This window comes from Pandoraea horticolens (assembly GCF_902459555.1).
Taxonomy (GTDB): domain Bacteria; phylum Pseudomonadota; class Gammaproteobacteria; order Burkholderiales; family Burkholderiaceae; genus Pandoraea; species Pandoraea horticolens.
Window position 1 is genome coordinate 640,939 of sequence record NZ_CABPSM010000001.1, and the last position, 20,180, is coordinate 661,118.

19 protein-coding genes are annotated in these 20,180 nt (G+C 64.6%); 17 read left to right on the plus strand and 2 right to left on the minus strand.

The features are described from left to right. Positions 1–15 precede the first annotated feature (15 nt). From PHO31112_RS02930 to PHO31112_RS02980, 11 genes are all read left to right on the plus strand, one after another. On the plus strand, positions 16–585 hold the full coding sequence (locus tag PHO31112_RS02930; RefSeq protein ID WP_150619098.1) for a hypothetical protein: 570 nt from the start codon (positions 16–18) through the stop codon (positions 583–585). 29 nt (positions 586–614) lie between these two features. Then, on the plus strand, positions 615–1,256 hold the full coding sequence (locus PHO31112_RS02935; RefSeq protein WP_150619099.1) for a chemotaxis protein CheX: 642 nt from the start codon (positions 615–617) through the stop codon (positions 1,254–1,256). A gap of 47 nt (positions 1,257–1,303) precedes the next feature. Further along, complete coding sequence (locus PHO31112_RS02940) at positions 1,304–1,669, plus strand: response regulator (protein WP_150619100.1); 366 nt, start codon at positions 1,304–1,306, stop codon at positions 1,667–1,669. A 153-nt stretch (positions 1,670–1,822) separates the two neighbouring features. Then, positions 1,823–2,365: a MarR family winged helix-turn-helix transcriptional regulator gene (locus tag PHO31112_RS02945; RefSeq protein WP_150619101.1), complete on the plus strand. Its 543-nt coding sequence runs from the start codon at positions 1,823–1,825 to the stop codon at positions 2,363–2,365. A gap of 303 nt (positions 2,366–2,668) precedes the next feature. Further along, positions 2,669–3,925 (plus strand): 3-(3-hydroxy-phenyl)propionate transporter MhpT, encoded by a 1,257-nt coding sequence (mhpT, locus tag PHO31112_RS02950; RefSeq protein WP_246177639.1) that lies wholly within the window; start codon positions 2,669–2,671, stop codon positions 3,923–3,925. 140 nt (positions 3,926–4,065) lie between these two features. Then, on the plus strand, positions 4,066–5,208 hold the full coding sequence (locus PHO31112_RS02955) for a porin (protein ID WP_150619102.1): 1,143 nt from the start codon (positions 4,066–4,068) through the stop codon (positions 5,206–5,208). A gap of 140 nt (positions 5,209–5,348) precedes the next feature. Next, positions 5,349–6,179 (plus strand): p-hydroxycinnamoyl CoA hydratase/lyase, encoded by an 831-nt coding sequence (locus tag PHO31112_RS02960; protein ID WP_010804527.1) that lies wholly within the window; start codon positions 5,349–5,351, stop codon positions 6,177–6,179. A 47-nt stretch (positions 6,180–6,226) separates the two neighbouring features. Beyond that, positions 6,227–7,678, plus strand: coding sequence for an aldehyde dehydrogenase (locus tag PHO31112_RS02965; protein WP_150619103.1), 1,452 nt, complete (start codon positions 6,227–6,229; stop codon positions 7,676–7,678). An 82-nt stretch (positions 7,679–7,760) separates the two neighbouring features. Beyond that, complete coding sequence (locus PHO31112_RS02970; protein WP_150619104.1) at positions 7,761–9,641, plus strand: feruloyl-CoA synthase; 1,881 nt, start codon at positions 7,761–7,763, stop codon at positions 9,639–9,641. A 1-nt stretch (position 9,642) separates the two neighbouring features. Beyond that, positions 9,643–11,400, plus strand: a complete 1,758-nt coding sequence (locus PHO31112_RS02975) for an acyl-CoA dehydrogenase family protein (protein WP_150619105.1) — start codon at positions 9,643–9,645, stop codon at positions 11,398–11,400. Next, positions 11,397–12,323 (plus strand): amidohydrolase family protein, encoded by a 927-nt coding sequence (locus PHO31112_RS02980; protein WP_150619106.1) that lies wholly within the window; start codon positions 11,397–11,399, stop codon positions 12,321–12,323. The genes PHO31112_RS02975 and PHO31112_RS02980 overlap by 4 nt, the downstream gene beginning before the upstream one ends. Before the next feature lie 12 nt (positions 12,324–12,335). Here the strand turns inward: PHO31112_RS02980 and pcaQ are convergent, their stop codons facing one another. Then, on the minus strand, positions 12,336–13,283 hold the full coding sequence (pcaQ, locus tag PHO31112_RS02985; RefSeq protein ID WP_150619107.1) for a pca operon transcription factor PcaQ: 948 nt from the start codon (positions 13,281–13,283) through the stop codon (positions 12,336–12,338). A gap of 119 nt (positions 13,284–13,402) precedes the next feature. Between pcaQ and pcaH the strand changes: the two genes are divergently transcribed. From pcaH to pcaD, 5 genes are all read left to right on the plus strand, one after another. Beyond that, positions 13,403–14,113, plus strand: coding sequence for a protocatechuate 3,4-dioxygenase subunit beta (pcaH, locus tag PHO31112_RS02990; protein ID WP_150619108.1), 711 nt, complete (start codon positions 13,403–13,405; stop codon positions 14,111–14,113). A gap of 3 nt (positions 14,114–14,116) precedes the next feature. Beyond that, entirely contained in the window at positions 14,117–14,707 is a 591-nt protein-coding gene (pcaG, locus tag PHO31112_RS02995; protein ID WP_150619109.1) for a protocatechuate 3,4-dioxygenase subunit alpha, read from the plus strand. A 153-nt stretch (positions 14,708–14,860) separates the two neighbouring features. Beyond that, on the plus strand, positions 14,861–16,237 hold the full coding sequence (locus tag PHO31112_RS03000) for a 3-carboxy-cis,cis-muconate cycloisomerase (protein WP_150619110.1): 1,377 nt from the start codon (positions 14,861–14,863) through the stop codon (positions 16,235–16,237). Further along, positions 16,234–16,659: a 4-carboxymuconolactone decarboxylase gene (pcaC, locus tag PHO31112_RS03005; RefSeq protein WP_010804518.1), complete on the plus strand. Its 426-nt coding sequence runs from the start codon at positions 16,234–16,236 to the stop codon at positions 16,657–16,659. The genes PHO31112_RS03000 and pcaC overlap by 4 nt, the downstream gene beginning before the upstream one ends. A 13-nt stretch (positions 16,660–16,672) precedes the next feature. Beyond that, positions 16,673–17,479: a 3-oxoadipate enol-lactonase gene (gene pcaD, locus PHO31112_RS03010; protein ID WP_150619111.1), complete on the plus strand. Its 807-nt coding sequence runs from the start codon at positions 16,673–16,675 to the stop codon at positions 17,477–17,479. Between the two features lie 72 nt (positions 17,480–17,551). Here pcaD and PHO31112_RS03015 read toward each other — a convergent pair whose 3' ends face one another. Beyond that, positions 17,552–18,478 carry a helix-turn-helix domain-containing protein gene (locus PHO31112_RS03015; RefSeq protein ID WP_174995486.1) on the minus strand — a complete coding sequence of 309 codons (927 nt, stop codon included), beginning with the start codon at positions 18,476–18,478 and terminating at the stop codon, positions 17,552–17,554. A gap of 280 nt (positions 18,479–18,758) precedes the next feature. Between PHO31112_RS03015 and pobA the strand changes: the two genes are divergently transcribed. Beyond that, positions 18,759–19,937, plus strand: a complete 1,179-nt coding sequence (gene pobA / locus PHO31112_RS03020) for a 4-hydroxybenzoate 3-monooxygenase (protein ID WP_150619113.1) — start codon at positions 18,759–18,761, stop codon at positions 19,935–19,937. Positions 19,938–20,180 lie beyond the last annotated feature (243 nt).

Below are 20,180 nucleotides of genomic sequence, written 5' to 3' on the forward strand. Positions count from 1 at the left end.
CAGGCAGGTTTCGTTGTGATCAGCGCCCATGCACGCGATAGTTTCGAACGTATTCTGCTCAAGGCGGCCCGCACGCGGCTGGCCCGCACGCCCGACACCGCCTGCGACATCGTGCCGCTCAAGGTACGTCAGACAGGTTCGGCCGCCTCGGATGCCGACGTCGATATGGTGACGCGGCACGCCAACGTGGTCGTGCTCACGATCTCGTCCATCGGTTTTCGCATGCTGCTGGTGCTGCATTTCGACGAGGACGACGTCACCACCCGGTATTTCGCGGGTGACGCGCAGGACAAGCCGTTTCGTGAAGTCTTCCTCGAAATCAGCAATCTCTGCTGTGGGGCGATCAATCAGGAACTGCTCGCCTACTTCCCCGATCTGGGCATGTCGACGCCGTACGTGCTGAGCGCGCGCTGCGTGCCCCACCTCATGCAGCTCAAACCGAACCATCTGGCGTCGTGGGATATCACGCTCGACGGCTCGGTGCGTCTGGCCGCCACGCTGTGCGTTTGCGCGCATGCGCCGCTCGACTTCAACGCCGAACTCAGCGAGACGCAGAACAGCAGCGGCGAACTGGAATTGTTTTGAATCGGCGCACGCCATAGGAAATTACGACCATGAACCGAAGCACCCCCCGCGAGTCGGCCAGCCAGTTTTTGATCCTCGAAGACAGCGTGGAGCACGAATATCCCGAAGCGCTTGTGCGCGGCATGATCGACATCACCGATGGCGTGTTTCGTGGGCTGTTCGGTGAGATCGCCATGCACTGCGAGCCGCCCAGCGTGGTGCGCGATCGCATCATTTTCGGCGAAGTCTTCAGTCTGATCCCGCTGGAGAGCGCCTGGTGTCGAGGCTACATGATGATGCAGGCCGAACAGGTGCCGTTCATGCAATTGCTCGAGCACACGGGCCGTTGCGAAGGTCAGGCGGGCTTTCGCGAACTCAACGGCATGCTCGGCGAGTTGACGAACCTGATCTGGGGGGCGTTCAAGAACCGCTATATGGGCGACCCGTTGGCGGTGGACCGCGCGCAGGTACAAGTGCCTCTGCTGATCAATCACAAGCAGAAGTACATCTCGTTCGGCACCGACAACCCACAGTTGTGCTTCGTCTATCGACTCACCGATCCGGTCAACGCACAGACCGTGACGTTGCATCAGCATTTCGTCTTCAGTCTGAACTGGTCGCCCGAAGCGTTTCGCGAAGCCGCGCAGGCGGCCACTGAGCCCGTCGAGACCGGGGCGCTGGAATTGTTCTGAGATCCCGGCTCGCACACCTACTCCCTCTTATACACAAGGACAACACCATGTCGAAGATTCTCGTGGTCGATGACTCGAGCACCGTGCGCGACGAAGTCGCGGGTTTCCTGCGCAAGAACGGCCTGGACGTGGACACGGCCGTCGACGGCCGCGACGGTCTCGCCAAGATCAAGGCCAGCCCGGGCGTGAAGCTGGTCATCAGCGACGTGAACATGCCGAACATGGACGGCCTGACGATGGTCGAGAAGATTCGCGGCGAACTCGCGAACCAGACCGTCAACGTGGTGATGCTCACCACGGAAAGCAGCCCGGCGATGAAGGAGCGCGGCAAGGCGGCCGGGGTGAAGGGCTGGATCGTCAAGCCGTTCAAGGGCGACGCCGTGCTCGAAACGTTCCGCAAGCTCGCCAGTTGAACGCACGGCCGGCGCAAGCCGGTCGCGACGCTCATCGTCGTGAGGAATCGCGGGTCGACCGTCGCCACCGCGTGGCGGCGGCGTTACACTGCTGACTTTCCCGCACCACGCGATACGCTGCGCATACCTCGTGCGCTCGATCGCCATCTCACCATGAGCGTCGTACCTCAGAAAAAGAAGTCTGCCGCCGCAGCGGCCGCCCGTGACATCCCCGCGCCGGAACCCGGCAGCGAAACGCTTGAGGAAACGCCGGGCTCGGCCGATGCGCGTCCGCGCCGCTCCAAACTGCGACTGACGTACGTCATCGCCAGCCTCGACCGCCTGCTGCGCCGCCACATGTCGGAAGCGCTCGCGCCGCTCGGTCTCACGCTGGCCCAGTTCACCGCGCTGTCGGTACTCGACGCACGCGGCAAGCTCTCCAACGCGCAGCTCGCGCAACGTTCGTTCATCACCCCGCAGTCGGCCAACGAGGTCGTGAGCATCATGGCATCGCGCCAGTGGATCACGCGCGAGCCCGACCCCAATCACGGCCGCATCGTACTGTTGCAGCTGACCGACGAGGGCCGCCGCGTGCTCGCCCGGTGCGAGGTCGCGGCCAAGGAAATCGACGCACGCATGCGTGCCGACGTGAGCCGCGAAGACGCCGCGGTGGTGCAACGCCGTATCGAAATGTTCGTGCGGAATCTACGCGACTGACTCCGGGTTTGTCCTGACCTGCCGGTTGCTTGTATTGTCAGGTTGCTTGATATTAAATGGAGTCCGTCGACGTGAAGATACGCGCGACCAAATCCCAGTGACACGGTAAGACGACAACGACGAGCCGCACTTGCGGCATCACCGTGCCTGTCGCACTTGCGTCTTTAATATCAGGTTTCCTGATTAAATGATCGGTGTTGACGAGCCCCCGCGTGTGTCGTCGCCGGTGTCGACTGACTTCGAATCAGGCACTGCCCGTACGGGCGGTGACCGAAGACCATCAAGAAGATCACAGGAGACACCATGGAATCGAATCGGGACGGCAACGCAGGAGCGTTGTCTTTGGGGACAGACGGGGCGCAGAGCAACGCCAGTCCGGTCGTGCTGACGCTGGCGTTGTGCTTTGCCGTGGCATTGCTCGAAGGTCTTGACCTCCAGTCGGTCGGGGTTGCAGCGCGTGGCATGGCCAAGGAGTTCGGCCTGAGCGTTGCGCAAATGGGCATCGCGTTCTCGGCCGGCACGTTCGGTCTGCTGCCCGGCGCCATGGTGGGCGGGCGGCTGGCCGATAGCATTGGCCGCAAGCGCGTGCTGATGCTCTCGGCGGCGCTGTTCGGCGTGTTGTCGATCGCCACCGCCTTCGTGTCCGACTTCTGGATGCTGGTGATCGTGCGTGTTCTCACGGGCGTCGGGCTGGGTGGGGCGATGCCCAACCTGATTGCGCTGTCGTCGGAAGCCGTGGCGCCGCGTTTGCGCGGTACGGCCGTGAGCATCATGTATTGCGGCATTCCGCTGGGCGGCGGCATCGCGGCCACCATTGGCATGCTGGCGGTGAGCGACGCCGACTGGCGGCACATCTTCTACGTTGGCGGTGTCGGCCCGCTGCTGCTGTTGCCGTTGCTGGCCTGGTGCCTGCCCGAATCGCGTGCGTTTGCCGCCGCGACCGCGCAAGGCCAGCGTGCCACGCCGGCACCGATGATGTCGGTGCTGTTCTCCGAAGGACGCGGCGTGTCGACCGTCCAGCTCTGGCTGTCCTACTTCTGCACGCTCATCGTGCTGTACTTCCTGCTCAACTGGCTGCCCTCGCTCATGGGATCGCGCGGTTTGGCGCGCGGCGAAATCGGCTGGGTGCAGATTCTCTTCAACGCGGGTAGTGCCGTTGGCGTGCTCGTGCTCGGCTATCTGATGGACCGGGCGCGCATGTCGCTTGTGATCGGCGGCATGTATCTGGGAATGATCGCTTCGCTGATCGGTCTGGCCGCAGCGCAAGGCTTCAGCGTGCTCGCCACCGCCGCGTTCTTCGCGGGCATGTTCATCATCGGCGGCCAGTCTGTGCTCTACGCGCTTGCCGCCGCTTACTACCCGACCGCGATGCGCGGCACCGGTGTGGGCGCGGCCGTGGCCATCGGGCGCATCGGCTCGGTGGTCGGGCCGCTCGCCGCAGGCATGCTGCTCGCCGTGGGCAGCAGCGCAGCCGTGGTGATCGGCGCCAGCATCCCCGTGACGATCGTGGCCGCGCTGGCCGCACTCACGCTCATCCGTCGTCCCCGCGCGGCTGACTGACCAGCATCAACCGGTTGGCCTCGCTTGCACGCGACGGACGGCATTCGGCTGCCCCGTCGCGTTTTTTCGTGCGCGTATCGCGCGCGCACTCGCCGCCGCAAGATTGCATACATAACGACATCGATAATCAGGAGACTCGTATGGCATTTCCCTCACGCACTCGTGCGCTCGCAACCCTTGGCGCGGCCGCTGCGCTGGCTGCCCCCGGCATCGCCGGCGCGCAATCGAACATCACGCTGTACGGTATTGTCGACACCGGGATCGAATACGTCTCTCATGCGAGCGCGAATGGCGCGGTCTGGCGTATGCCGGGGGTGACGGGAGAACTGCCGTCGCGTTGGGGACTGCGCGGCTCGGAAGATCTCGGTGGCGGCCTTGCCGCGATCTTCCAGTTGGAGAGCGGCTTCAACATTCGCGGCGGTGATCTTGGTCAGGGCGGCCGAATGTTCGGCCGTCAGGCCTTCGTGGGCGTAAAAGGGCCGTACGGCACGCTGGCGTTGGGCCGGCAATACTCCATGACGTATTACGCGCTGCTGGGCTCCGACGTGCTCGGCCCGGACATCTACGGCATGGGCTCGTTCGATGCCTACATCCCGAACGCGCGTACCGATAACTCCATCACGTATCAGGTCGGCTGGCAGGGGCTGAGCTTCGGCGTGGGCTATTCGTTCGGCCGCGATTCCGGCGGCACGGGCAACTCGCCGGGGCAGGGCACCTGCGCGGGCCAGGTGCCGGGGCAGGCGGTGCAGTGCCGCGACTGGTCGGTGATGCTCAAGTACGACGCGAGCAATTTCGGCGTGGCTGCGTCGTATGAAGAACAGCGTGGCGGCACGAATGCTTCGGCCAACTTCTTCGACGGACAGGCACCGTCGGCCTTCAACAGCAGCAGCGACAAAGACGCGCGCGCAACCTTCGGTGCGTACTACAAGTACGGCGCATTCAAAGTCGGCGGCGGATGGCTGGGCCGTCGTGTCTCGACGGCCGTCGTGAACACGCACTCGAATCTGTTCTATCTCGGCGCGGCGTACAACATCACGCCAGCATGGCTGGTGGACGGGGAGGTGTATCGCATCATCAACAACGATCACGACACACGCGGCACCATGACCACGCTGCGCGCCACCTATTCGCTGTCGGTGCGCACCGCTGTCTACGCGCAAGCAGCCTATCTTTTCAATAGCGCACGCGCCGCGTACTCGGTCAGCGGCGGCGGTGGCGGCACCACGCCGCCCGCAGGCCAGGGCCAGACCGGCGTGATGCTCGGCATGCGTCATACGTTCTGACATTTCCGGCTAAGGGTTTTCACCGAAAACGCAATCCTTGCAATGTAAGGTTGCCTGATATTAAATGTGTGTGTTGGCAACACCGCGCGCCACTCCCGGCGCGCGGCGCAGGTTGCCCCGCACACTTGGAAATTACGCAAATGAATGCATACGAAGGGCGCTGGAAAACGGTCGACGTGAAGGTCGAGGGCGGTATTGGCTGGGTGATCTTCAATCGCCCGGAAAAGCGCAACGCGATGAGCCCCACGCTCAACACCGAGATGAATCAGGTGCTCGACGCCGTTGAACTCGACGGCGACATCAAGGTGGTCGTGCTCACGGGCGCGGGCTCGGCCTGGACGGCCGGGATGGATCTGAAGGAATACTTCCGCGAGATCGACGGCGGGCCGGAAATCGTGCAGGAACGTGTGCGCCGCGACGCATCGGATTGGCAATGGCGCCGTCTGCGCATGTACTCGAAGCCGACGATCGCGATGGTCAACGGCTGGTGCTTCGGCGGCGGCTTCTCCCCGCTGGTGGCCTGCGATCTGGCGATCGCCGCCGACGAGGCTGTCTTCGGCCTGTCGGAAATCAACTGGGGCATTCCGCCGGGCAACCTGGTGAGCAAGGCGATGGCCGATACGGTGGGGCATCGTCGTGCGTTGCACTACATCATGACCGGCGACACGTTCACCGGTGTGGAGGCCGCCGACATGGGGCTGGTCAACCAGAGCGTGCCGCTCGCCCAACTGCGCGACGCGACGCTGGCGCTGGCCGCCAAGCTGCTCGAGAAGAACCCGGTGGTGCTGCGTGCCGCGAAGCACGGCTTCAAGCGCGCTCGCGAACTCACGTGGGAGCAAAGCGAGGACTATCTGTACGCCAAGCTCGATCAGGCGCAACTGCGCGACCCGGAGCACGGCCGTGAGCAAGGCCTCAAACAGTTCCTCGACGACAAGTCGATCAAACCGGGTCTGCAAGCCTACAAGCGCTGAAGCGCAACGACCATCCGTAACCGAACAGACGAAAGAGGAATCGCGCAATGCATGAAGTGCAGATGCTGATCGGCGGCCAGTGGCGCGGCGCACAAGGCGGGGCGACGTTCGAGCGAATCGACCCGGTGACGGGCGAAGTCGCCACGCGAGCCCCGGCAGCCACACTGGCGGATGCCGATGCTGCGGTCGACGCGGCACAGGCGGCATTCCCCGCGTGGTCGGCGCTTTCGCCCACAGCGCGTCGCCAGCGTTTGCTCGCGGCCGCAGAACGTATGGATAGCCGCGCGGCCGACTTCATTGCCATTGGCGCGGCCGAGACCGGGGCGATGGCCAACTGGTATGGCTTTAACGTCATGCTCGCGGCCAACATGCTGCGTGAAGCGGCGGCCATGACCACGCAAATCGACGGCAGCGTCATTCCGAGCGACGTGCCCGGCAGCCTCGCGCTGGCCGTGCGCTCGCCGGTCGGCGTGGTGCTGGGCATCGCGCCGTGGAATGCGCCGGTCATTCTGGCCACGCGAGCGCTGGCCATGCCGCTCGCATGCGGCAACACGGTCGTGCTCAAGGCGTCGGAACAGTGCCCCGGGGTGCATGCGCTGATTGGCGCGTGCCTGCATGAGGCGGGGCTCGGTGACGGTGTGGTCAACGTCGTCACGAATGCGCCGGAAGACGCCGGCGAGATCGTGGCGCGTCTGATCGCACATCCGGCGGTGCGCCGGGTGAACTTCACCGGTTCCACTCACGTGGGCCGCATCATCGCGCGCCTCGCGGCCGAGCATCTCAAACCGGCGTTGCTGGAGTTGGGCGGCAAGGCACCCGTGCTTGTGCTCGACGACGCCGATCTGGATGCCGCAGTCGACGGCATTGCGTTCGGCGCCTTCTTCAATCAGGGGCAAATCTGCATGTCGACGGAGCGGGTCATCGTCGACGCGCGCGTCGCCGACGCCTTCGTCGAGAAGCTCACCGCCAAGGCGGCGAAGCTGCACGCCGGGTCGCCGACATCGCCCGACAGCGTGCTTGGCGCGATGGTCAGTGCGCAGGCAGCGTCGCGCGTGGCGGCGCTGGTGGAGGATGCCCGCGAGCACGGCGCGCGCTTGCCGCTTGGTTGCCGCGTCGACGGCGCGGTCATGCAGGCGACGATTGTCGATGGCGTGACGCCTGCAATGCGTTTGTACCGGGAAGAGTCGTTCGGACCGGTGGTGACGATTCAGCGCGTGCAGAGCGACGACGAAGCGGTGACGGTGGCCAACGACAGCGAATTCGGCCTGTCGGCGGCGATCTTCAGTCGCGACGTGTCGCGGGCCATGCAGTTGGCCAAACGTATCGAGTCGGGCATCTGCCACATCAACGGCCCCACGGTGCATGATGAAGCGCAGATGCCGTTCGGCGGCGTGAAGGCGAGTGGTTACGGTCGCTTTGGCAGTAAGGCGTCCATTGGCGAGTTCACTGAGCTTCGCTGGATCACGGTGCAAACGACCCCGCGTCACTACCCGATCTGATCAGGTCAGGGGATGAGGATGTACCCGCCCGCGAACGCGACCTAGAGCGCGACGCGGCGGGACTGAAGCAGGAGACAGTGTTTTGAATCAAGGCAACAACACGACGGCGGTGCAGACGCCGGAGATCGCGGCGCATCGCTACCGGCCGGTGAGCATCGGCAATCCCGGCGTAGAAGTGCGGCGCGACGGCGAGTTCTGGTATCTGCGCTCGCGTGAAGCGCTCGGCGATTTCCCTGAGCGTCTGACCGACCGGCTGGTGTCGGGCGCTGCTCAGCATCCGGAACGGTGGCTGATCGCGCGGCGCGGTCCCGACGGTGCCTGGATCGGCATCACCTATGCACAGATGCTGTCGCGTGCGCGCGCCATTGGTCAGGCTTTGCGCGATCGCGGCCTGTCCGCGCAGCGCCCGATCGCGATTCTGTCCGGCAACGATCTCGAACACTTCCAACTGGCCCTCGGCGCGATGTACGCAGGCGTGCCGTTCGCCCCGATTTCACCCGCATACTCCATCGTGTCCACGGACTACGGCAAGTTGCGTCACACGCTTGGCGTGCTGCAACCGGGTCTCGTCTACGCGACCGGCGTCGATGCCTACGGACGCGCGATGGATGCCGTGCTGGGCGACGGCGTGATTCGTGTAAGCGCTGGCGGCGACGGTGGCACGCTGGCGTTCGACGCGCTGCTCGACACTGTGCCGCGCGATATCGACGCCGTACACGCGCAGGTCACCGGCGATACCATCGCCAAGATTCTGTTCACATCCGGCTCTACGCGTCAGCCGAAAGCCGTGCCGACCACGCAGCGCATGTTGTGCAGCAACCAGCAGATGCTGCTGCAGACGTTCCCGACCTTCGGCGAGACGCCGCCGGTGCTGGTGGACTGGCTGCCGTGGAATCACACCTACGGGGGCAGCCATAACGTGGGCATCGCGTTGTACAACGGCGGCACCCTTTACATCGACGACGGCAAGCCGGTGACCGGCAAGTTCGAGGAGACGCTGCGCAATCTGCGCGAGATATCGCCGACGGTGTACTTCAACGTGCCGAAGGGGTGGGAGGACCTTGCCATTGCGCTCGAGAGCGATGCCGCGTTGCGCGAGCGTTTTTTCGCGCGTGTGAATCTCTATTTCTTCGGCGGTGCGGGGTTGTCGCAGGCCGCCTGGAACCGTCTTGAGCGCGTGACCGAACAGCACTGCGGCGAGCGCATCCGGATCATGTCCGGACTCGGCATGACCGAGACCTCGCCAAGCTGCATGTTCACCACCGGGCCAATCATGCGGGCGGGCTACATCGGTCTGCCAGCGCCCGGCTGCGAGGTGAAGCTGGCCCCGGTGGGCGGCAAGCTGGAAGTCCGGTTCCGCGGTCCGAACGTCATGGCGGGCTATTGGCGTCATCAGGCCAGTGAGCCAGTGTTCGACGAAGAAGGCTACTACCGCACGGGCGACGCCGCGACGTTCGTCGACGTACAACAGCCGGAGATCGGTCTTCAGTTCGATGGGCGCATCACCGAAGACTTCAAACTCAGTTCCGGCACGTTCGTGAGTGTTGGCCCGTTGCGTGCTCGTGTGATTTCGGAGGGGGCGCCGTATGTGCAGGACGCCGTGGTCACGGGCATCAATCGCGACGACATCGGGCTGATGGTCTTCCCGCGCGTGGAGGACTGCCGCCGCCTGAGTGCGCTGGCGAAGGACGCCCCCCTGGCGGACGTACTCGCGTCCGCCCCGGTGCGAGAAGTCTTCGCGGCGCTGCTGACGAAGCTCAATGCCACGGCAGGTGGCAGCGCCACCTATGTCGCACGCCTCATGCTGCTCGATTCGCCACCTTCGCTCGATAAGGGTGAAGTCACCGACAAGGGGTCGATCAACCAGCGTGCCGTGCAGGATCATCGCGCGTCGACGGTCGATGCGCTGCACGCGGCTCAGGCGGAAGGCGCTCATATTATTCTCGCTCCGGCACGGCGCTGACATGGACTATCGGGCATTGCAAAGTGCAGCCGACGATATTGCGTTCGTGCTGGACAAACTCGGTGTCGGGGAGGCGCTGACACGTCTCGCGCCGTTCCGCGAATTCGATACGGCGACGTTGGTGCAGGTGGTCGACGAGGCGGCGCGCTTCTCGCGCGAAGTGCTCGCACCGCTGAACGCCGTCGGCGACCGGGAGGGCTGCGCCTGGCGCGACGGCGAGGTCCGCACGCCTGCCGGATTTGCCGACGCCTATCGTCAGTATCGCGACGCTGGCTGGCCATCGCTGCCATGCGATCCGGCGTCAGGCGGGCAGGGGCTGCCGGTCGTCGCACAGGTGGCGGTACAGGAGCTGACGGCGGGCGCGAATCTGGCATGGACCATGTATCCCGGCATTCTGCACGGCGCGTACGAATGCGTGCACCGGTTCGGCAGCGACGCGTTGCGCGATGCGTGGCTCGGTCCGCTCGTGAGTGGCGAATGGCTCGCCACGATGGCGCTGACGGAACCGGGGGCGGGCAGCGATCTGGGGCAGATTCGCACGCGCGCCGAGTGGGTCGGTGGGGCGAATGACACCGTAAGGGTGACCGGCGAGAAGATTTTCATCTCCGGCGGCGAGCAGGATCTGACGCCGAACATCGTGCATCTCGTGCTGGCGCGCACGCCGGACGCGCCCGCCGGAAGCGGCGGCCTGTCGCTGTTTCTCGTGCCCAAGATACTTGCGAATGGCGAACGCAACGCCGTGCGCTGCATCGGCATCGAGCACAAGATGGGGATTCGCGGCAGCGCCACGTGCTCGATGGCGTTCGAGGGGGCGACGGGGTATCTCATCGGCAAACCGCATCGCGGACTCGAGGCGATGTTCGCGATGATGAATTCGGCACGTCTGCATGTGGGCGCGTCTGGGGTCGGACTGGCGCAGAACGCCTATGAAATGGCCGTGAAGCATGCGTGGGAGCGCGTGCAATCGCGCGTACCGGGTGCGGCGCCGAACGCTCCCATCGCGCAACACCCGGCGGTGCGGCGTCTGCTCGAAGGGCAGCGGGTCGCCGTCGAAGGTGCGCGCCTGCTGTTGTACCGCGCCGCGCTTGCCATCGACGAGGCCCATCACGCCGATACGGCCGACGCACGCACGAAGGCCGACGCGCTGGCGGCGCTGCTCACGCCAGTCGTCAAGGCGATGCTCACCGAGCAGGCGTTCGAAGGCGCGAGCGCCGCGTTGCAGGTCTTCGGCGGGTATGGCTATATCGAAGAGACCGGCGTCGCCCAGTATCTGCGTGACGCGCGCATCCCCATGATTTACGAAGGGACTAACGAGATACAGGCTATCGACCTGATGCTGCGCAAGGTCGTCAGAGACGACGGCGAGACGCTGCGGCAATGGCTCGAATGGACACGCAGGCAAGTGAATGACGCGCGAGCCGTCGCGACGCTCAAGGGCTTCGACGCCGCGCTGGCGACGCTGGACGAGTGGGCCGCGCTGCTGCCGTCCGTCATCGCATTGGCGCAATCGTCGGCACGTGCGGCGTTGTGCGTGGCAGGGGAAGTGATGCGCGTCGTGCACGGGCTGTCGATGGCCGGGTTATGGGCGCACGCGGCGCTGGCCGAGCATCGCGCCGAAGTGGGGGCTGACAGGGGGGGAGTCATGCGCGACGGCAAGCGCCGGGCCGCACGCTACTGGTTGAAATTCGAACTGCCGGAGACGCGCCGCGCAATGGCGATCGTCGCGGCGCAAATCAGCGATCCGGAGACGGCCGAATGAATCTCGACAAACTCGTCGCCATCGATACGCATGTGCACGCGGAAGTGTCGTGCTGCCAGCCGCCGGATCTCTTCGGCAAGGCTTTCGACGACGCCGCGGACAAGTACTTCGGTACGGTTCTCAAGCAGAACCGCCGGCCCACGATTCCCGAGACCATCGAACATTACCGCGAGCGCAACATCGGCTTCGTGATGTTCACGGTCGACTGTGAGGCGAACATCGGCCGTCGCCGTATTCCGAACGAGGAGATTGCGGGCTTCGCGCAGGAGAATGCGGACATCATGATCGCGTTCGCGAGCATCGATCCGCACAAAGGACGCATGGGCGTGCGGGAGGCGCGGCGGCTCGTCGAGGAATTCGGCGTGCGGGGTTTCAAGTTCCATCCCACCATGCAGGGGTTCTTCGCCAACGATCGCATGGCGTATCCGATGTATGAGTTGATCGCGGAGTACAAGCTCACAGCCGTGTTTCACAGCGGGCATTCGGGCATTGGCTCAGGGATGCCGGGCGGCGGCGGGTTGCGGCTCAAGTTCTCCGAGCCGATCCATCTGGACGACGTCGCGACCGATTTCCCGGACATGAACATCGTGATCGCGCATCCGTCGTGGCCGTGGCAGTCGCAGGCGCTTTCCATCGCGTTGCACAAGCCGAATGTCTATATCGATCTGTCCGGCTGGTCGCCCAAGTATTTCTCACCGGAACTGATTCAGTACGCCAACTCGTTGCTGCGCGAGAAGATGTTATTCGGTTCGGACTTCCCGCTCATCGCGCCAGACAGGTGGTTGCGCGACTTCGAGGCCGCAGGATTTCGCGACGAGGTCAAACCCCTGGTGCTCAAGGACAACGCGGTGAGGATGCTCGGGCTCGTGGCTGAGCCGGTCCATGCGGCGAGTGCCGCGGCACCGGCTTCGGCACAGGCGTGAGCGGTGCCATCCTCAGCGCGACCCCGGCCCGCCGTAGCGCAAGCGCGCGGCTTCGCGCATGGCGCTGATGAGGGTCTGCTCCGGCGGGGTGGGCACCGTGTCGTTGCGCCACAAGATGCCGATGGACTCCTCGGTGCCTTTCATCGCGAAGGGCAGCGCGCACAGTACGCCGTCGGCCAGATCGTCCTGCACGGTGATCTCGGAGGCGATCCACACCACGTCGTCTCGCAGGGTCATGGCGCGGGCGAGCGACATCGACAGCAACTCCGAGTAGTCGTCGAGCGTGCCCACGCCGTGAGCGCGCAAGAAACTGTCGGCCGTGTGGCGCAAGATCGTGCCGTGCGGCGGCAAGATCACGTGATGGTTCGCGAGGTCGGCCATCGACACGCTGCGCTGCTGCACCAGCGGATGCGCCGGGCGCACGACCACACTGAGCGGTGTAGCGCAAAGATGTTCGAAAGTGAGTCCCGCCATCCCCTCGGGATCGGACATCCGGCCGAGTGCGAGCGTCGTCTCGCCGGACTTCAACTGCGTGAGCAATTGCTGGTTCGCCCCGGTGTGCACTTGCACCACGATGCCCGGCCATTCGCGCCGGAAGGTCTCGAGCACGCTGGGCATCATGGCGGCGGCCAGCGTGGGCAATACGGCGATCTCGATCACTCCGCCCGTCTGGCCCACGGCGCGCGAGAGCACGTCGATGCCCTGACGCAGCGCACTCACGCTCGCCCCCGCATGCCGCAGGAACAACTCCGCCTGCGCAGTCGGTCGTGCGCCGTTGCGTCCGCGGTCGAACAAGCGCACCCCAAGCAGTCCTTCCAGTTCGGCAATCGTCTTGCTGACGGCCGGTTGCGTAATGGACAGCGCTTCGGCCGCGCGCTGAAGGCTGCCGTGCTGCGCCACGGCCAGCAGGCATTGCAAATGACGCAGCTTGATTCGCCCGTCGAGTCGGTGTCTTTCCATGCCGAAAAGTTATGAAAAACCTAAGAAAATGTCAATAAATATATCCATTGATTATGGATATAGTGTCGAAAACAAGCTGGCGCCAAGCCAGATCAGTCAACACATAACGGAGTGAGACCATGTCGGAAACGACCACCGTCCTGCGCCCCCGCGACTGGGATTCCCATCCCAAGCTCATCGACAGCGGGTACAAGTCCACGGCGCTGCGCGGCCCCAAGCAACTGCTCGTCCCGGTCAAGCAGAACCTCGCGAACCTTCGCTCGCCGGTCTACGGCCACGGCATCATCGGCGAACTCGACGGCGATCTCACGCGCAACGCGGTTCGCAACGGCGAGCCGCTGGGTGAGCGCATGATCGTGACCGGCCGCGTGCTCGACGAAGGTGGCCGTCCGGTGCCCAATACGCTCGTGGAACTGTGGCAAGCCAACGCCTGCGGCCGCTACGTGCACAAGGTCGACCAGCACGACGCACCGCTCGATGCGAACTTCCTCGGCGCTGGCCGCGCGTTGACCGACGCGCAGGGCCGTTACAAATTCCTCACCATCAAGCCCGGCGCCTACCCGTGGAGGAACCACCACAACGCGTGGCGTCCGCAGCATCTGCACTTCTCGGTGTTCGGTCAGTATTTCGCGACCCGCCTCGTCACGCAGATGTACTTCCCCGGCGATCCGCTGCTGGCCTACGATCCGATTTTCCAGGCCACGCCGGCGCATGCCCGCGACCGTCTGATCGCGCGCTTCTCGATGGATGTCACCGAACCCGAGTACGCGCTGGGATACGAATTCGACATCGTGCTGCGCGGTGCCGACCAAACGCCGATGGAGTTCTGAGCCATGTCCGATTATCAGCAAACGCCGTCGCAGACCGTCGGCCCGTACTTCGCTTATGGCCTGTCGCCGGAGCAATATCGTTACGACTTCAAGAGCGCTTTCACGCCCGTGGTGGCGCTGGATCGCGCCGAAGGCGAAGCCATTCGCCTGATCGGGCAAGTGGTCGACGGCGAAGGCAATCCAATCAACGATGCCCTGATCGAGGTCGTGCAGGCCGATGCCCATGGCCGCTACGTGCAGAACGCCGACGAGATCGAGCGTACGGGCTTCGCCGGCACGGGCCGTTGCGGCACCGGCACGGATGCCGAGAACCGTTTTGTCTTCGAGACGATCAAGCCGGGCTCGAGCGCGCCAGGCGAAGCGCCGCGCATCGATGTGATTCTGACGATGCGGGGCTTGCTCAATCATCTGTTTACGCGTATCTATTTCGACGACGAAGCAGCGGCCAATGCACTTGACCCCGTGCTGCAACAAGTGCCGGCCGAGCGTCGCCACACGCTGATCGCGCGCCGCGAGGTGAGCGGCGGTCGCGTGTCGTACCGTTTCGATATTCGCATGCAGGGTGACGAGGAGACGGTTTTCCTCGACCTTTGAAGTCGGTCGTGCAAGGCTGAAACTGGCGCGGCTTCGGGCTGCCGGCATGAAAGTGCCGGCGGCCTGTGGCCGTATCTGCATTTTGCAACGTACAAGGGTTTTGGCCGCGAATCCCGAATTCGCGGGCAGACCTTCACCACCATCGACTCTCCGATGACGGAACTGCTTGACTCCTTGCTGCGCGGCTCTGCCGTGACGGCGCGTTTCTCGCGCGACGCCACGCTTCAGGGCATGCTCGACTTCGAAGCGGCGCTGGCCGCCGCCGAAGCCGAAGCCGGTCTGATTCCGGCCGCCGCCGTCGCCCCGATCACCGCCGCCGCCCGCGCCAGCGAATTCGACTGGACTGCTTTGCGCGACGACGCGGCTCGCGCGGGCAACCTTGCTATTCCTCTGGTCAAGCAACTGACGGCCCGCGTGAAAGCGCTCGACGCCGACGCCGCACGGTTCGTGCATTGGGGCGCCACCAGTCAGGATGCCATCGATACCGGTCTCATCCTGCAAGTGCGCGGCGCCCTCGACGCCATTGGCACCGATCTCGACGGCCTCATCGGCCAACTCGCTGCGCAAGTGGGGCAGCACCGTGCAACCGTCATGGTTGGCCGCACGTGGCTGCAACATGCCTTGCCCATCACGTTTGGACTCAAGCTCGCGGGCACGCTCGACGCCCTGCTGCGCGCGCGTGCCGATCTCGCGAGCGTGCGTGAACAGGTGTTGTGCGTGCAGTTCGGCGGCGCTGCGGGCACGCTGGCGTCTCTCGGTGCACAAGGTCCGGCGGTCTCGGCGGCGCTTGCCCGGCACCTTGGCCTGTCGGAGGCGGCCACGCCATGGCACGGCCAGCGCGATCGCATCGTGCGCGTGGGGGGCTGGGCGGCGTCGCTGACCGGCCTGCTTGGCAAGTTCGCGCGCGATACGGCGATGCTGACGCAAACCGAAGTCGGTGAAATTGCCGAGGCTTCCGGGCCGGGCCGCGGCGGTTCGTCCACCATGCCGCACAAACGCAACCCGGTCGGCTGTGCCGCCATGCTGGCCGCCGCCGCCCGCACGCCGCAACTCGCTGCCACGCTCTTCGCCGCGATGCAGCAGGACCATGAGCGTGGTCTGGGCACCTGGCATGCCGAGTGGGAAACGCTGCCCGAACTGCTCATGCTGTGCGGCGGCGCACTGGCTACGGCGCGCACGCTCGTTGACGACTGGACGGTGGATACGGCGCGCATGCGAGCGAATCTCGAGGTCACGCACGGGCTCATCATGGCCGAAGCCGTCACGATGGCGCTTGGCGAAGCGATGGGGCGGCTCGAAGCACACCGCCGAGTCGAGGCGTGTTGTCGCGAGGCCATTGCCCAGCAACGCCATCTGTTCGACGTGCTGCGCGAAGACGACGAGATCACGCGCGTGCTTTCCGTCGACGCACTTGAGCGTTTGATGAACCCGCAACATTATCTGGGCGCTGCCGAGACGTTCGTGAGCCGGGTGCTCGCGCTCGCCGACGCCGCAGCGCCGACCCCTCAACCCGGCAGGAAATCGAAATGAACGATCAGGAACGTTACGATAACGGTATGCAGGTGCGCCGCGCTGTTCTCGGCGATGCTCACGTGGACCGCACGCTCACGCGCCGCAACGAATTCAACGACGACTTTCAGAACTTCATCACGCGCTTCGCCTGGGGCGACGTGTGGACGCGCCCGGGGCTCACGCGCCACATGCGCAGCATGATTACGCTCTCGCTGCTGATCGCACTCAATCGCGGCGACGAGTTCCGCATGCATGTGCGCGCCGCGTTCAACAACGGCGTGACACGTGACGAAATGAAGGAGCTGTTCATGCACGCTGCGCTGTATTGCGGTCTGCCTGCGGCCAATCAGGCGATCCACGACGCCGAGAAGGTCTTCGCGGAGATGGAAGCCGCCGAGCCGGGCTCGACCACGCGTGTGCGCGACGACGCACAGCGCTGAGGAGACGAGCCAAATGACGATGGAACGTCTTATCGAGGTGGGCGACGCCATGCTGCGGGTGGCCATCGACGGCGACGATCGGGCACCGGCGCTCGTGCTGTCCAATTCGTTGGGCACGACGCTCGACATGTGGGCGCCGCAAGTGGCTGCTCTCGCGCGCGAATTTCGCGTGATCCGTTACGACACGCGCGGACACGGCGGTTCGTCCGTGACGCCGGGACCGTATGCCATCGACCAATTGGGCCGCGACGTGATCGCACTGCTCGACGCATTGCATATCGAGCGTGCGAGTCTGGCCGGGGTCTCGATGGGCGGCATGACGGGCATGTGGCTGGGCATTCGTGCGCCGCAGCGGCTCGAGCGTCTGGCGATCGTCTGCTCGTCCGCACACATCGGCGGCGAGGATGGCTGGAACGCCCGCATTCGCACCGTGCAGGCCGATGGCATGAGCGCAGTCGCCGATGCGGTGGTGTCGCGCTGGTTCACGCCTGAGTTCGCACAACGCGAACCCGCGCTCATCGAACGCATGAAAACGATGTTCCGCTCGCTCTCGGCAGACGGCTACGCCGCGGCGTGCGCAGCCGTGCGCGACATGAATCAGCTTGACGAGATTGCGTCGATCACGGCGCCGACGCTCGTGATTACCGGCTCGGGTGATCTGGCGACGCCGCCCGCGATGTCGAGTGCGATGGTCGAACGTATTCCCGGTGCGCAGCAGGTCATCGTGCCGGGCGCGCATCTGTCGAACATCGAGTGCGCGCCGGCCGTCACCGAGGCGCTGCTGACCTTCTTGCAGGGGAAGACGCCGGCGGGCGCGTAAGCGCTGACTGCCCGCGTGAGCACGGGGGCGAGGCGCTCGACGGAGCCGCCTCGCCAACCCGGCCGAGTGTTGTCATTCGTCGCCCAGATGGGTGTTTTGCGCCGTGCGCCGGAAGGCCGACGGCGTGACACCGACATGCCGTTTGAAGACCCGGCAGAAATACGCGGGGTCCTGAAAGCCCAGTTCGTAGGCAACGTGCGAGACGGGCGCGGGGATGTAGATGAGCTTGCGGCGCGCTTCGAGCATCAGGCGGTCCTGCACCAGGTCGAAGGCCGATTTGCCGGCGATACGGCGGCACAGCCGGTTGAGCTTGCTCTCGGTGACATGCAGCCGTTCGGCGTAGGCCGGCATGGCCCAGGCTTCGGTGTAATGCGTCTCCACCAGCGCGCGAAATCGGGCGAACAGATCCAGCTCCGTGCGCCCGGAGCGTGCTGCGGAATCGTGAAGCGCATGCAGCCTAGCGAGCAGCAGCAGCACGCTGCGCGTGAGCCATCCGACCATTTCCGCGTGCCCCAGTTGCGGGCGCGAAAACTCGTCCATGATCAGGCCAAGCAACGTGTAGAGGCGGTCGCGCGTTTGCGGCGCATCGCCCAGCGAGAAGAGCCACGGCTTGCTCAGCAACGACTCCATATCGGCGTCGGCCCCGATGGCTGCGTCGAAAGGCACGCTCTGCGCCATCGTGAGGACGAAGCCATGTGCGCCGCGCGAGAAGCGGAAGTTGTGCACGGCGGACGGATGCACCGTGATGACGGCCGGACCTTCGACTTCCCATGTCGCGTCGTCGACGTTTGCCTCGACCGTTCCCTCGAAAATCGCCAGCACCTGAAAGAGTCCCAGATGCCGATGGGTATCGATATGCCAGTCGTAGAGGCGGCTGCGGGTTTCGATCCACTCGATATGGACGAAATCGGCACTGTCGGTTTCCGTCAATTCTCCGTACAGCGAGAATTCCGGAATCGTCTCGCGCGCCGCGCGCAGTCGGGGTGACGCGCCTGACATACTGGTTTTCCCTTGGAAGAGGTTGTCAAAAAAGTACAAGAAAGTCGTCGATTCATCCATTCAACACGCCGTGCGTGCTCCATAAGATATGACGCATTCGCCCCTCGTGACAAGGCGTGAACGCATTTTTAGACATGCTCGTTTACGCGCAGTCCTAAGCTGGTGCAGCGTGCGCAAGGCAACCAAGAAATGCAATCCGCACGCATGCCGTTCACCTGTCGCGACATGACCCGGCCCGAACGTGCCGGACGAGAGCGGTGCAAATCTGAGGAGACAATTCATGCGTACCCATTACCCCGTCGTCATCGTCGGCGCCGGTCCCGCCGGCTTGCTGCTTTCCCATCTGCTGCACCTGCAAGGTATCGAGTCGATCGTGCTCGAATCGCGCTCGCGTGCAGCCGTCGAGTCGACCATTCGCGCCGGTGTGCTGGAGCAGGGCACGATGGACATTCTCAACGAGACGGGCGTGGGCGAGCGTATGCGGCGCGAAGGCGCGGTGCACCACGGCGTCGAGTTGGCGTTCGATGGTCAGCGTCATCGCATTGCGCTGACCGAACTGACCGGGCGCGCCATCACTGTCTATGCGCAGCACGAGGTCATCAAGGATCTGATTGCGGCGCGTGAAGCGGCACAGGGCGAAATTCTGTTCGACGTGTCGGACGTCTCGGTGCACAACATCGACAGCGCACAACCGAGCGTGCAGTTCACCGTGCAGGGCAAGACGCAGCGTTTGACGTGCGACTTCATCGCGGGATGCGACGGTTTTCACGGGGTGTGCCGCCCGGCCATGCCTGCATCGGTGCGCAAGGAATACCAGCGGGTGTACCCATTCGGCTGGTTCGGTGTGCTGGTAGAGGCGCCGCCGTCGTCCGACGAACTGATTTACGCCGCGCACGCGCGTGGGTTCGCGCTGATCAGCACGCGCTCGCCTACCGTGCAACGGATGTACTTCCAGTGCGATCCGACCGAGCGCGCGGAGGAGTGGAGCGACGAACGCATCTGGGGCGAGCTGCACGCGCGCACGCAGACCCACGACGGCTGGCGTCTCAAGGAAGGCCCGATCTTCCAGAAGAACGTGGTCGCCATGCGCAGCTTCGTCGCCACACCGATGCAATACGGCCGCCTGTTTCTCGCGGGCGACGCCGCGCATATCGTGCCGCCGACGGGGGCCAAGGGGATGAACCTGGCCGTAGCGGACGTCTGGCGTCTGGCGCGTGCGCTCGACGACTTCTTTCATCGCGACAGCGAGACGGGGCTGCAAGGCTATTCCGAAGCGGCGCTCAAGCGGATCTGGCGCGCCGAGCACTTCTCGTACTGGATGACGCGCATGCTGCACCGGATCGACGATGCCACGCCGTTCGAACAACAAATGCAGCGCTCGGAGCTTGAGTACGTGGTGAGTTCGCGCGCGGCGTCGCTCATGCTGGCAGAGAACTACGTGGGGCTGCCGCTCGTCTGACGACCGGTGGCGCCGGGATAGCGCCACCGGTGTGCGATAGCCACCGCCGGTGGCCGCTTGCATAACCGTCCGTTATAGATGACCTGACGAAAGATCATTTTGACGGGCAGTTGAAAGACGTACAGTAGCGGCAGAAATCGACGCCGCCGCACCGCTACGTCAAGACAGTAACAGGCGCTTTCCCCCCCAGACGGCCTAGCGTACAGAGGCGGCGACGAATTCAGAATAATAATGGGATGACAA